This is a genomic window from Mangrovicoccus algicola (assembly GCF_014903745.1).
In the GTDB taxonomy this organism is placed as follows: domain Bacteria; phylum Pseudomonadota; class Alphaproteobacteria; order Rhodobacterales; family Rhodobacteraceae; genus Mangrovicoccus; species Mangrovicoccus algicola.
In genome coordinates this window covers 85,530-98,896 of record NZ_JACVXA010000010.1, presented here as the reverse complement: position 1 = coordinate 98,896, position 13,367 = coordinate 85,530, and the positions used below count along the sequence as shown (strand labels likewise).

The window sequence follows — 13,367 nt, the reverse complement described above, 5'->3', positions numbered from 1 at the left end:
GGTCGGGCCCGCGGCGACCCCGCGCCGGGCCGCGGCGGGGAGGCCCGGGCTAGAGCACGCGGCGCAGCCCGGCCTGCACCCGCTGAAGGGCGGGCAGATAGCGTCCGGCCAGGGATTGCGCCTCCTCCTGGGTGGCGGCCATGCCGGTATTGAGCGCCGCCACGACCTTGCCGCGGGCGGTCGTCACCGGAACCGCGATGGAGCGCAGCCCCGTCTCCACCTCCTGGTCGATGATCGCGTAGCCCTCTTGCCGGGCCCGGGCGATCCGCTCCATGACCGCGCCGGGTTCGGTCAGGCTGAAGGGCGTGCGCGGCGTCAGGTCGGCCGCCTCGACGATGGCGCGGGCCTCGGGGTCCGGGAGGGCGGCCAGCAGGACGAGGCCGAGCGAGGTGCAATGCGCCGGCAGGCGCGATCCCGGCATCAGCCCGATCGACATCACCCTGCGCTGCGCGGCGCGGGCGACATAGACGATCTCGCCGCCATCGAGGATGGCGACGGAGCAGCTCTGGCCGATCTGCTCGGCCAGCTGGTCCAGCCAGGGCTGCACGATCTGCGGCAGGGGCAGCGAGGCGAGGGCCGACATCCCCAGGCGCAGCGCCCGCGGGGTGAGGGTGAAGAACTTGCCGTCATGATCGGCATAGCCCTCGGCCTGCAGGGTCAGCAGGCAGCGCCGCGCCGTCGCCCGGTCCAGCCCGGTGGCGCGGGCGACCTCCGTCACCGACAGGCGCGGGTGATCGGCGCCGAAGCATTCCAGCACGCGCAGACCCTTGGCGAAGGAGGCAATGTGATCGGTCCTGGTCGTCATGCGAACTTTCCTAGCGACGATCAGAACAAATGTCGATATGCGCACAATTGCTCTGGCCCCGGACCCGCCTGCGCGCCTAGCTGCCGGGCATCGCGCGCAGGCGCAGAGACGGAGGACATGACATGGACAAGAGGCTGAGCACGCTCGCCGAGGCGGTGTCCCGCATTCCCGACGGGGCGACCGTGATGATCGGCGGCTTCGGCGGGTCGGGCGCCCCGGTGGAGCTGATCCACGCGCTGATCGATCACGGCGCCAGGGGGCTGACCGTGGTCAACAACAATGCCGGAAACGGCCATGTGGGGCTTGCCGCGCTGATCGAGCAGGGCCGGGTCGACAAGCTGATCTGCTCCTTCCCGCGCAGCGCCGATCCGCAGGTCTTCACCGAGGCCTACCTGGCCGGGAAGATCCAGCTGGAGCTGGTGCCCCAGGGCACGCTGGCCGAGCGCATCCGCGCGGGCGGGGCGGGGATCCCGGCCTTCTACACGCCCACGGGCTTCGGCACCGACCTGGCCGAGGGCAAGCCGGTGGAGGAATTCGACGGCCGCAGCTATGTGCGCGAACGCTGGCTGAAGGCGGATTTCGCGCTGATCAAGGCGGAGCTGGCCGACAGCCATGGCAACCTGACCTACCGGATGGCGGCGCGGAACTTCAATCCGCTGATGGCCATGGCGGCGGAGACGACCATCGTGCAGGCGACGCGGATCGTCGAACTGGGCGGCATCGATCCCGAACAGGTGGTCACGCCGGGCATCTTCGTCAGCCATGTCGTCGAAGTCGCGGATGCGGCGCAGGAAGAAATGCTGAACCGGGCGGAGGCCGTCTACCCATGAGCGATATCCAGGACATCAAGCTGTCGAATGCCCAGATTGCCTGGCGCGCGGCGCAGGACATCGAGGATGGCGCCTATGTCAATCTCGGCATCGGCTTTCCCGAGATGGTGGCGCGGTTCCAGCCCGAGGGGCGGCAGGCGATCTTCCACACCGAGAACGGCGTCCTTGATTTCGGCAAGGCCCCGGAGAAGGGCGAGGAGGACTGGGACTGCATCAACGCGGGCAAGAAGGCGATCACGATCAAGCCCGGCACCGCGTTTTTCCACCATGCCGACAGCTTTGCAATGGTGCGCGGCGGGCATCTGGATGTCGCGATCCTCGGCGCTTACGAGGTCGCGCAATCGGGCGATCTGGCCAACTGGTCGACCGGCAAGGGCGGCGTCCCGGCGGTGGGCGGCGCGATGGACCTGGTCCATGGCGCGAAACGCGTCGCGGTGCTGACCGATCACGTGACCAAGACGGGCGGCCCGAAACTGGTGGAGGCCTGCACCCTGCCGCTGACCGGCGTCGGCTGCGTCACGCGGGTCTATACCTCGCTGGCGGTCGTCGATATCGAGGACGGGCATTTCGTGCTGCGCGAGAAGATCCCCGCCATCTCGCTCGACGAGCTTCAGGCCGTCACCGGCGCCAGGCTGCATCTCGACGGCGCGGTGGGCGAGCTGATCGCCCCGGAGGAGCTGGCATGAGCGAGGTCTATATCTGCGACTACATCCGCACGCCGATCGGACGGTTCGGCGGCGGGCTGGCCCCGGTGCGCGCCGACGATCTGGGCGCGGTGCCGCTGAAGGCGCTGATGGCGCGGCATGAGCTGGATTGGGCGGCAGTGGACGAGGTGATCTATGGCTGCGCCAACCAGGCGGGCGAGGACAACCGCAATGTCGCGCGCATGTCGGCGCTTTTGGCGGGGCTGCCCGAGACGGTGCCCGGCACGACGATGAACCGGCTCTGCGGCTCGGGCATGGATGCGGTCATCACCGCCGCCCGCGCCATCCGGGCGGGCGAGATCGACCTGGCGATTGCCGGGGGCGTCGAGAGCATGTCGCGCGCGCCCTTCGTCATGCCCAAGGCCGAAAGCGCCTATAGCCGCGCGGCGGAGATCCACGACACCACCATCGGCTGGCGGTTCGTCAACCCGCTGATGAAGGCGCAATACGGCGTCGATTCCATGCCAGAGACCGCCGAGAACGTGGCCGATGATTTCGCTATCGCGCGCGAGGATCAGGATGCCTTCGCCCTGGCCTCGCAGCAGAAGGCGGCGGCGGCACAGGCGAGCGGGCGGCTGGCGCGGGAGATCACGCCGGTCGAGATCCCGCAGCGCAAGGGCGATCCCGTGATTGTCGCGGCGGACGAGCATCTGCGCCCCGCGACCACCGCCGAAGCGCTGGCGCGGCTCAAGGGCTTCGTCCGGCCGGGCGGCACGATCACCGCGGGCAATGCCTCGGGGGTGAATGACGGCGCGGCGGCGCTGATCCTCGCCTCGGAGGCGGCGGTGAAGGCGCATGGGCTGACGCCCGTCGCGCGGGTGCTGGGCGGGGCGACGGCCGGCGTGGCGCCGCGGATCATGGGTTTCGGCCCGGCGCCGGCCTCGAAGAAGCTGATGGCGCGGCTGGGGCTGCGGCAGCAGGATTTCGCGGTGATCGAGCTGAACGAGGCCTTCGCCAGCCAGGGGCTGGCCACGCTGCGCGACCTGGGCATTGCCGATGACGATCCGCGGGTGAACCCCAATGGCGGCGCGATTGCCCTGGGCCATCCGCTGGGCATGTCGGGGGCGCGGATCACCGGCACGGCGATGCTGGATCTGAAGCCGGGCGAGAGGTCGCTCTCGACCATGTGCATCGGCGTCGGCCAGGGGATCGCGGTGGCGCTGGAGGCGGTCTGAGCGCACCCGCCCGCCAACCGGCGCCATCCGACCCGCCGCATCCCCGATGCGGCGGGTTTCGCATGCGGGGGCGGTCCTTTCCGGCTCTTTCCGCGGCGCACGGGAACCCGGGCCTGCCGCCGGGGGTTGGGGTCCGGGCGATGCCCTCGCCCGTTCCGACGCCAGCTTCGAGGAAGAGAGCCAGATGCGGACAAGATTGACAGTCAATGGCGACGCCCGCGAGGTCGAGCACGACACGCGCGCCACGCTTCTCGACACCCTGAGAGACCAGCTGGACCTGACCGGCACCAAGAAGGGATGCGACCACGGCCAGTGCGGCGCCTGCACGGTGCTGGTCAATGGGCGGCGGGTCAATTCCTGCCTCTGCCTCGCCGCCATGCATGACGGCGACGAGGTCACGACGATCGAGGGGCTGGGCAGCCCCGAGGCGCTCAGCGCGCTGCAGAAGGCCTTCGTCTCGCGCGACGGGTTCCAGTGCGGTTTCTGCACCCCGGGCCAGATCGTCTCGGCCACGGCGATGCTGGAAGAGCTGGCGGCGGGCGATCCGTCCCATGTCTCGGCCAGCCTCGAGGGCGAGATGCCGCTGGAGGATGCCGAGATCGCCGAGCGGATGAGCGGCAACCTGTGCCGGTGCTCGGCCTATCCGCTGATCCGCGAGGCCATTGCCATGGCGGCGGAGGCGAAGCGATGAGGGCGTTCGACTATGTCCGGGCCGACAGCCCGGCCGCCGCGGCCGCGCAGCTGGAAGAGGGCACCAGCGTCATTGCCGGGGGGACGAACCTGCTGGATCTGATGAAGATCCAGGTGATGACCCCGTCGCGGCTGGTGGACATCACGCGGCTGGACGCCCTGCGCGGCATCAGCCCCGCGGGGGAGGGGCTGCGCATCGGGGCGCTGGTGACCAATGCCGAACTGGCGGCGGATGGCCGCATCCGCGAGGGCTGGCCCCTGCTGTCCCGCGCGATCCTGGCCGGGGCCTCCGCGCAGATCCGCAACAAGGCAACGACCGGCGGCAACCTGCTTCAGCGGACGCGCTGCCCGTATTTCTACGACACCGCGATGGCGTGCAACAAGCGCAGCCCCGGGCAGGGCTGCGCGGCGGCTGAAGGGGCGGGGCGGATGCTGGCGATTTTCGGCACCTCCGAGCATTGCCGCGCGGCGCATCCCTCGGACATGGCGGTGGCGCTGGCCGCGCTTGGCGCGCAGGTGGAGATCCTCTCGGCCTCGGGCGCCACGCGGCAGGTGCCGGTGACAGAGCTGCACCGCCTGCCGGGCGACCGGCCCGACCGCGAGACCGTGCTGGAGGCGGGCGAGATCATCGCCGCCGTCCATCTGCCCGCGCCGCAGCCGCAGACGCGGCAGGTCTATCGCAAGGTCCGCGACCGCGCCTCCTATGCCTTCGCGCTGGTCTCCGTCGCGGCGGTGGTCCGCCTGGAAGAAGGGCGGATCGCCGAGGCGAGCCTGGCCTTCGGCGGTGTCGCGCCGCGGCCCTGGATGGACCCGCATGCGCAGGAGACGCTGATCGGCGGCGTGCCCGGCGATGCGCTTTTCGCCCGGGCGGCGGACCGTCTGCTCGAACAGGCCGACTGCCATCCCGACACCGAATTCAAGCTGCCGCTCCTGCGGCGCAGCCTGGTGGCGGCGCTGCGCGAGGCCACCGGCATGACCGACCCGGCACCGGGCGTCGAAACCGCGAGGATCCCGGCATGACCAAGACATTCCGAATGGACGAAGCGCAGCCGCGGCTGCTGGACGAAACCGGGCAGGGCGTCGTCGGCGCGCCGCTGGACCGCCCCGAGGGCAAGCTGAAGGTCACCGGCCGGGCGCGCTATGCCGCCGACGGACTGCCCCCGGGGGCGGCCCATGGCGTGCTGGTGCGCGCGACGGTGGCCGCGGGCCGGATCGCCGGGATCGACGCGGCCTCGGTCAGCGGGATCGCGGGGATGCTGGGCGTGTTCCATGGCCCGCGTTTCCTGCGCAATCCCGCCCAGGGCATGGCCGGGGCCGCCCCGGTCCAGCCGGGGGACGAGGTGCATTATCACGGCCAGCCCATTGCGCTGGTGGTGGCCGAAAGCTTCGAGGCGGCCCGCGACGCGGCGCAGCGCCTCGCCGTCACCTACGAGGAAACCGGCCCGGTAGTGACCGATCCCGCGGCCAGCGACAGGCTGGAGCGCCAGGACCCGGTGACGGCGGGCGATTTCGAGGCGGGGTTCGCCGCGTCCGAGGTGACTCTGGATCGCAGCTATACCACCGCGCCCCACGCGGCCGCCGCGATGGAGCCCCATGCCGCTCTGGCCGAATGGGACGGCGACCGGGTCACGTTGCGCGGGGCGCTGCAGATGCTGCGCTTCAACAGGCAGGAGCTGGCCGACTCGCTGGGCATCCCGGCCGGGAACGTGCGCATCCTGTCGCCCTATATCGGCGGCGGGTTCGGGTCCAAGCTGGGCATCGGCCCGGAGGCGGTGGCCGCGGCGCTGGCGGCGCGGGCGCTGGGGCGCCCGGTGCGGGTGGTGATGGCGCGCCAGACCGTCTTCGATGCGGTGCTGCGCCGGACCGAGACCCTCCAGCGCCTGCGCCTGGGGGCGGACCGGGATGGCCGGCTGCGCGCCCTGTCCCATGATGACCGGGTGTCCAACATCGAGGGCGAGGGCTTCGCCGAGCCGGTCAGCCAGGCCTCGCAGTTCCTCTACGGCGCCGACGGGCTGAGCTTTGCCCAGACGCTGGCGCGGGTCAGCCGCACCCCCGCCGGGTCGGTCCGCGCGCCCGGCGAGGCGGTCGGGATGCTGGCGCTGGAACAGGCGATGGACGAGCTGGCCGAAATGCTGGGGATCTGCCCGGTAGAGCTGCGGCTGCGCAACCTGCCCGAGAAGAACCCGGTCACCGGCCAGCCCTTCAGCGCGCGGCGTCTGGCCGATTGCCTGCGCGAGGGGGCGGAGCGTTTCGGCTGGGCCGGGCGCGGCGCGCCGGGCAGCCGGCGGGAGGGCGACTGGATGCTGGGCATGGGCATGGCCTCGGCGGCGCGCTCCAACATGCTGGTCCCCTCGGCAGCGCGGGTGCGGCTGGATGGCAGCGGCGCCGTGGTCGAAACCGACATGACCGATATCGGCACGGGCAGCTATGCCATCCTCGGCCAGATCGCCGCCGAGATGCTGGGCCTGCCCATCGACAAGGTGGAGGTCCGGCTGGGCGATACGAGCTTCCCGGGCGCCTCCGGATCGGGCGGCTCCTTCGGCGCCAATTCCGCAGGCTCCGCGACCTTCCTGGCCGCCAAGGCGATCCGCGAGACCCTGGCGGCGCGGATGGGATGCGACATGTCGGAGCTGACATTGCAGGACGGCATCGCGCGCGGGGGCAACCGCGAGATGCCCCTGTCGGAACTGGTCGGCGGGCAGATCGTGGAGGAAGCCTCGATCGAGGCGGGCGAGACGTCGGAAAGCCATTTCTCCTCGGGGTTCGGCGCCCATTTCGCCGAGGTGGCGGTCCATGCCTATACCGGCGAGGTCCGCGTGCGGCGGATGCTGGGGGTCATGGCGATGGGGCGCATCCTCAACGAGAAGACGGCGCGGTCGCAGGCGCTTGGCGGGATGATCTGGGGCATCGGTTCGGCGCTGACCGAAGAGATGGTCCATGACCCGCGCACGGGACATGTGGTGACACGCGACCTGGCCAATTATCATGTCCCCGCCCATGCCGATGTGCCGGGCGACATGCAGGTCGTGTTCCTCGAGGAACGCGACGACATGGCCAACCCGATCCAGACCAAGGGCATCGGCGAACTGGGGATTTCCGGCGCGGGGGCGGCGGTGCTGAATGCGCTGCGCCATGCCAGCGGCGCGCGGGTCCGCGACATGCCGGCCACGCCGGACCGGGTGATCGCCGCGATGGAGGCCGCGGCGGGATGAGGCCCGGGATCCGCGCCCGTCGCGGCGCGGATCCCGCCTAACCGGGCGGCGCGATCCCCAGGCTCGCGCGCAGATGCTCCGGCACCGCCTCGGGGAGGCGCCAGGTTACGGTGATGGGGGTCTCGCCCTGCCAGTCCTCGAAGACCGGGACGCCGCAATAGAGAAAGGGCGCGGCCCGCGTTCCGCGCAGCTTGCCGTTGCGCACGAAAAGGTGGATGCGGCTTTCCGGGTCGCTTCCATTCAGCATCCGCCCGGTCCGGCTGTCGCGCCGGGTGCGCGTCTGGCTCTGCCAGCGCATGCGCATCGGCGAGATGAACCCGTCATCGTAATGGCCGCCTGCCGTCATGTTGGCCTTGGCCAGCGTGGTCAGCAGGATGAGCTGCCGGTCCAGCCGGACGATGCCGGAATTCCAGTTTCCGGGGCTGAAGACGGCGCCGAAGAGCGGCGGGATCTCCTCGCGCATGTATTCGCGCCAGAGGGCCGGACCGGCCTGCCAGGCGGCAGGGGGCGCGGCGGCCTCCCGCGCCTGCGCCGGTTGCGCCTCCCGCCATGCGCAAAGCTCTTCCACCATGGCGGGCAGCATGCCGCCGGGATCCGGTCGGCGCAGGCGCAGCCCGCCTGCGGCCTCCACGAAAAGCGGCGAGGTCGCCCAGGGCCGCAGCCCCTCGCCCCGCGCGATGCCCCCGGCGACCATCGCCGAGAGCGCCCGCAGATCGGCCATGCCCAGATCGGCCGCGCGCTCCAGCTGCCGCAGCAGGGCGCCATGGCTGTCCAGCACCCGCGGATCGGGCAGGTCCCCCATGTCCCGCACGAAGTCGAACCAGGTCCCGTGCCCGGTCCGGGACGGGTCGAAACCCATCCGCGCGAGTTCCGCCGCGCGCGGGCGCTCGCCATGGCGCAGCCGGAAATCGCGATACTGCGCCTCCAGATCCGCCGCCCCCGATTTCGGACGCAGCATGTCGCGCAGCATCGCGACCACTTCCAGATCGTAGGTGACGGAACAGCCCGCCGGCAGCCCCGCCGCGCCGGCCAGCGCGGCCTCCAGGCGCATGGCCAGCGACCCGTCGCCCGGCCCGGCCTGCAGCAGTGCGCGCAGCTTCGTCAGGAAGATCCGGTGATTGCCGATATAGTCGATGACCCGCAGGAGCTTGCCCTCCACCCGGCGCAGCCCGCGACCCAGCTGCTGCAGCCACAGGATGACGCTTTCGGTCGGGCGCAGCATCATCACCGTGCCGATTTCCGGCACGTCGACCCCCTCGTTGAACATGTCCACGGCAAAGAGGATGTCGATCTCGCCGCGGCCCAGCTGCTGCAGCGAGCTTGCCCGCGGCGCCGCGCCGGGGCCGGAATGCACCGCGACCGCCCGCAGCCCCCGGTCGCGGAAGAAGGCCGCCATGAAATCGGCATGGCGCGTGGAGCAGCAGAAGCCGATGGCGGGGCCTGCGGCATGAAGGCGGAACTGCTCCAGCGCGTTCAGGGCGCGCGCCTCGGTGGCCAGCGCGGCCTCGAGCGCCTCGGGATCGAATTGCGAGGACCGCCAGGGTATCTGCGCGTAATCGACATTGTCGGGCACGCCGAGATACCGGAACGGCGACAGCAGCCCCGCCTCGATCCCCTGGAACAGGTCGCAGCGGAACAGTTCGCGGTCATCGCACAGCGCCGCCAGGTCGGCGCCGTCCGAGCGGTCCGGCGTCGCGGTCAGCCCCAGCAGGAAGCGCGGCGTGAAATGCTCCAGCAGCTTGCGGTAGCTGGCGGCGGCGGCATGGTGGAATTCGTCCACGACGATGTAGTCGAAGGCGTCCGGGGCGAAGCGGCGCAGATGCCCGGCCCGGCCGATCGTGGCGATCGAGGCAAAGAGGATCTCGGCCCCCTCGTCCTTTTCGCGCCCGTCGAACCGGCCGAAGCGCGCCTCGGGGCGGATGCGCCGGAACGCGGCCATGGCCTGGGTCAGGATCTCGTCGCGATGGGCGACGAACAGGACCCGCGCGAAGGGGGCGCTGTCGAAGGCGGCCAGCCAGGTCTTGCCCAGCCCGGTGGCCATGACGACGAGGCCCCGCAGGGCGCCGTCCCGCCGCGCGGCCGCAAGCGCGGCAAGGGCGGCCTGCTGGATCGCGTGCGGCCCGGGCGGGGGGGCCGGGGGCTCGCTGTCCATGATCTGCCGCGCGGCGGCCGAAAGCGGCGCGGCGCAGCGGCGCCCGGCATAGGCGGCGATGCGCGCCTCGCACAGCGGATGGGTGCGCGGATCCGCCAGCAGCGCCTCGAAGGCCGCCTCCACCTGGTCGGCGGCGCCCTCGGAATGCAGGTTCCATTCGACCCCGGTGGTCAGGGCGGTCTGCGACAGGTTCGAGCTGCCCACCAGCGCCGCGCCGCTGCGGTCGGCCGCGCGGAACAGCCAGGCCTTGGGATGGAAGCTGCCCGTACCGGTCTCGTGCAGGTGCAGTTCGGCACCGTCCAGATCCAGCAGCAGCCGCAGCGCGGCCGGTTCGGTGACGTCCATGTAGTCGCCGACCACGACGCGCAGGCGCCCGCCGCGCGCCAGCAGGTCCTCGAACCAGGGCCGAAGCAGCGCCACGCCCGATCGCATGGCGAAGGCGACTGCCAGATCGACCCGGGCCGCCGCGTCGATGTCGCGCGTCAGCAGCGGCAGGAGCGGGTCGGCGCCCCCCGTGGTCAGCCGCGCGGGCGGCGGCGCCGCCTCCAGCGGGCGCAGGTGGAAATGCCCGTGCTCGGAAGAGGCCGCCACCCCGCATGCGCCTGCGGACAGCGCCTCGCCGATCCGCGCGAGCAGGGCGAATTGCTCGGCGGCGGTCAGGCTGGTCCAGTCGGGCACGTGGCGCGCGGCCGCGATCAGCGCGCCGGGCGCATGGCAGAGCGGACAATCGGTCGTCATCGGGGCCCTCCGGAGATACCTCCGACCTGTTGACCAGGTTGCCGCGCGCCTGTCCAGGACCACCCGGCCGGTGCGGGGCGGGCGGGCTAGGGCGTGGTGCAGATCGGCCCGTAGAGCGCCTCGATGCGCGCGCGCTCCAGCGCGGCCTGGGGGTCGCGGCCGGTCACGAAGTTCAGCATCATGCCGCCATCCTCGTGTTCCAGCTTGTGGCAATGCAGCAGGTACCGCCCCTCATAGGCGTCGAAGCGGATCAGCACGTCGACCTGTTCGGGGGCCCATTTCAGCACCGTGTCCTTCCAGCCGGTTTCCCAGGGTTCGACCCGGCCGCGGCCGCCCTCGCGCGCGATGACCTGGAAATGCGCGCCGTGAACATGGATCGGATGCGGCGCCCCCTGGGCCGAGTAGAAGCGCCAGCGCTCCACCTTGCCGAAGGGGATGGCGAAATCGATGCGGCGCGGATCGAAGCCCTGGCCGTTGATGCTGCTGTCGCCCTCGAAGCGGAAGACCCGGTCCGGCCCGGTCCCGTCATGGACCAGCGGCTCGATCCGGGACAGGCGGGCCGGGATCTCCCATCGGTCCGGCGCGCCTGCGCGGATCGCGATATCCACAAGCGGCTCCTCGAAATCCGCATCCCGCAGGCCGATGCTGCCCCCGGGCGGGGCGCCGCGCAGGTCGAGGATCAGGTCCAGCCGTTCCGCCGGTCCGATCTGCACCTCGTTCACCGGGACCGGGGCGGGCAGCAGTCCCCCGTCATTGCCGATCACCGTCAGCGGCGCCCCGGCCGAGAGCCGGAAGACGCGGGCATTGGCGGCGTTGAGGATCCGCAGCCGCACCTGCCGGGCGGGCAGCTCCGTGCGGGGGTTGATCACCCCGTTGACCAGCGGCACCCGGCCCTCGGTGCCGTCCGGGTCGAACGGATAGAGCAGCCGCCCCGGACCGCCGATCTGCGCGTCGCGCAGCACCAGGAACAGCTCGTCGTCGCCCGCGGGAAGATCCAGCGCGTCCTCTTCGGCGTCGTTGATGACGAACAGCCCGCCCAGCCCGTTCCAGGCCTGCCGCGCGGTCGCGCCATGGGGGTGGGGATGATACCAGCTCAGCGCGGCGCGCTGCCGGATCGGAAAGCAGATTTCCTGCTCGGTGCCGGGCAGGACCGGGGCCTGCGGCTGGCCGTCGGCGGCCGTGGGCGCCACCAGCCCGTGCCAGTGGAAGGTCGTCTCCTCGCGCAGCGCATTGGCGACCCGGATGCGGAATTCCGCGCCGCTGCGGACCCGGATCAGCGGGCCGGGGCACAGCCCGTCATAGCCGTAGCCGCCGCTCTGGCCGCCGGCGAAGGGCAGCCGCGCGCGGGTGGCGGTGAGCGGGCGGGAGAAGTCGAACTCGGCGGGGCGCGGCAGTTCGGGGCGCGGCGAGGGCGCCGCGGCCAGGGCCGGCAGCCCGAGGCCGAGCGCGGCCATGGAGGCCAGGGTCCTGCGGCGTGAGGGCATGATCGATCCTTCCTGTCGGGTGTCGGCGGCTGGAAGAAATCTGGCGGAACCGGGCGTCGGACGCCTTCTGGCACGGGAGGGTCGCGGGGCGCAATCCCCGGCTTGCACGCCTGCGGCGCGGGGTCAGGCGAGGTGGTTCATGTCGGTCAGCCCGGCGCGGGCCTGCAGCAGGTGATAGCGCATGTAGGCCGCCGCGCCATCGGCGTCCTGGGCCATGATCGCGCCGAGGATGGAGCCATGTTCCTCGATCACCCGGCGGCGCTGGTCCGGCGCGCGTTCGCGCCCCAGGTCCAGCCCCACCGCCATGGCGGGAACCACGGAATTGCGGATGGTCTGCATCAGCAGCGGAAAATACTCGTTGCCCGCCGCCTCCAGGATCGCGTCATGGAAGGCCATGTCCTCCGCCCAGCCATGCGCCCCGCGCGCGGCGCAGTCCTTCAGCGTCGCGTGGCTGCGGCGGATGGCCTCGAGCTGCGCCGGGCTGCGCCGCAGCGCGGCCAGGCGCGCGGCCTCGGTCTCCAGCAGGATGCGCGCTTCCAGCGAGCGCAGGTAGTCCGAGATCTCGGCGCTGCTGGCGAATTCGCCCAGCCGCGCGGAGGGGCGGCGGTTGACGAAGCTGCCCACCCCCTGATGCGTGCGGACGAGCCCATCCGCCTGAAGCCGCGTCATCGCCTCGCGCGCGACCGGCCGGGAGACCCCGAAAGCCGCGCAGAGTTCCTGTTCGGAGGGCAGCTTGTCTCCCTCGGCGAAGGTGCCGCCCAGGATGTCGTCGAGGATCCGCCCGTAGACGGTATCGGCGAGCCTGGTCCTGCGGGCGGGCTTGGGCACGAAACTTTCCGTCATGGCGGTCCTCCGGCTGGCCGCCCCAGAATGTCGGGGCGGGACGGGGGGCACAACCCTTCGTCCCGCCCGGCCCGGTCAGTTCGGCCCGGTCAGTTCGGAACGTAGCTGCAGAACAGCTTCTCCATGCCGCCGGTCTTCCAGTCGCAGCGGGTTCCCTTCGCGATCAGGAAGGTGTCGCCCGCATCGAAGCGGTGGGTGGCGCCTGTCTCCTCGGCCAGTTCGATCCACCCGCCGGTCAGGTGCATGACCTCGAATTTGGGAAAGGCGATGCTGCGGCGGTGATAGGCGGTGCTGGTCCAGAACCCCGCGCCGAAGCGGCCGGTCGCATCGCGGAACAGCGTCAGGTCGGTCTGTTCGGGCCGGCCGGAGATCAGCAGATCCGCCGGGGTCGGGTCGCAGGGCGGCAGCACGGGATGCGCCCTGCGCCGCAGGGCCAGCGGCGCGGGCGGGGCGGCGGCGGGGGCGCAGGAAATGCCGAGGCAGACCGCGTCTCCTTGCAGGGCGGCCGTGCCATCGCCGACGAGCGCCTCGCCGGGCCCGAAGCTGCCCAGATGCGGATGGCGGAGCGTGCCGGAGAGCACGATCGTCACGGCGGCGCCGGACCCGGCGGCGGGTCCGGTGGCGAGGCGCAGGCCGGTGGCCTCGTCCTCCAGGAGCGCGGGAGCGGGCGGCGGGGCGGCGGCGCGGTGCAGCGCGTATATGCCGGGAGAAATGGGCATGGGATCTTCTCTTCT

11 protein-coding genes are annotated in these 13,367 nt (G+C 71.7%); 6 read left to right on the top strand and 5 right to left on the bottom strand.

Translation table 11 applies throughout. The features are described 5' to 3' along the window. Positions 1 to 49 precede the first annotated feature (49 nt). Entirely contained in the window at positions 50 to 805 is a 756-nt protein-coding gene (locus ICN82_RS05425) for an IclR family transcriptional regulator domain-containing protein (protein ID WP_193180492.1), read from the bottom strand. A gap of 122 nt (positions 806 to 927) precedes the next feature. Here ICN82_RS05425 and ICN82_RS05420 point away from each other — a divergent pair, with 122 nt between their 5' ends. The 6 genes from ICN82_RS05420 (at position 928) to ICN82_RS05395 (ending at position 7,416) form a co-directional block, all read left to right on the top strand. After that, positions 928 to 1,635 carry a 3-oxoacid CoA-transferase subunit A gene (locus ICN82_RS05420; protein WP_193180491.1) on the top strand — a complete coding sequence of 236 codons (708 nt, stop codon included), beginning with the start codon at positions 928 to 930 and terminating at the stop codon, positions 1,633 to 1,635. After that, positions 1,632 to 2,321, top strand: coding sequence for a 3-oxoacid CoA-transferase subunit B (locus ICN82_RS05415; RefSeq protein ID WP_193180490.1), 690 nt, complete (start codon positions 1,632 to 1,634; stop codon positions 2,319 to 2,321). The genes ICN82_RS05420 and ICN82_RS05415 overlap by 4 nt, the downstream gene beginning before the upstream one ends. Further along, the gene (gene pcaF / locus ICN82_RS05410; protein ID WP_193180489.1) at positions 2,318 to 3,514 is read left to right on the top strand and encodes a 3-oxoadipyl-CoA thiolase; all 1,197 of its coding nucleotides are present in this window, start codon (positions 2,318 to 2,320) and stop codon (positions 3,512 to 3,514) included. Before ICN82_RS05415 ends, pcaF begins: the two co-directional genes overlap by 4 nt. A gap of 184 nt (positions 3,515 to 3,698) precedes the next feature. Continuing rightward, positions 3,699 to 4,205: a 2Fe-2S iron-sulfur cluster-binding protein gene (locus ICN82_RS05405; RefSeq protein WP_193180488.1), complete on the top strand. Its 507-nt coding sequence runs from the start codon at positions 3,699 to 3,701 to the stop codon at positions 4,203 to 4,205. Next, complete coding sequence (locus ICN82_RS05400; protein ID WP_193180487.1) at positions 4,202 to 5,224, top strand: FAD binding domain-containing protein; 1,023 nt, start codon at positions 4,202 to 4,204, stop codon at positions 5,222 to 5,224. Before ICN82_RS05405 ends, ICN82_RS05400 begins: the two co-directional genes overlap by 4 nt. Continuing rightward, entirely contained in the window at positions 5,221 to 7,416 is a 2,196-nt protein-coding gene (locus ICN82_RS05395; RefSeq protein WP_193180485.1) for a xanthine dehydrogenase family protein molybdopterin-binding subunit, read from the top strand. Before ICN82_RS05400 ends, ICN82_RS05395 begins: the two co-directional genes overlap by 4 nt. Before the next feature lie 37 nt (positions 7,417 to 7,453). Here ICN82_RS05395 and ICN82_RS05390 read toward each other — a convergent pair whose 3' ends face one another. The 4 genes from ICN82_RS05390 to ICN82_RS05375 form a co-directional block, all read right to left on the bottom strand. Further along, the gene (locus ICN82_RS05390) at positions 7,454 to 10,306 is read right to left on the bottom strand and encodes a DUF3427 domain-containing protein (RefSeq protein ID WP_193180483.1); all 2,853 of its coding nucleotides are present in this window, start codon (positions 10,304 to 10,306) and stop codon (positions 7,454 to 7,456) included. Between the two features lie 86 nt (positions 10,307 to 10,392). Continuing rightward, positions 10,393 to 11,790: a multicopper oxidase family protein gene (locus ICN82_RS05385; protein ID WP_193180481.1), complete on the bottom strand. Its 1,398-nt coding sequence runs from the start codon at positions 11,788 to 11,790 to the stop codon at positions 10,393 to 10,395. A 123-nt stretch (positions 11,791 to 11,913) separates the two neighbouring features. Continuing rightward, positions 11,914 to 12,633, bottom strand: a complete 720-nt coding sequence (locus tag ICN82_RS05380; protein ID WP_193180479.1) for a FadR/GntR family transcriptional regulator — start codon at positions 12,631 to 12,633, stop codon at positions 11,914 to 11,916. Between the two features lie 89 nt (positions 12,634 to 12,722). Then, a complete protein-coding gene (locus ICN82_RS05375) occupies positions 12,723 to 13,352 on the bottom strand; it encodes a cupin domain-containing protein (protein ID WP_193180477.1) in 630 nt (209 codons plus the stop codon). Positions 13,353 to 13,367 lie beyond the last annotated feature (15 nt).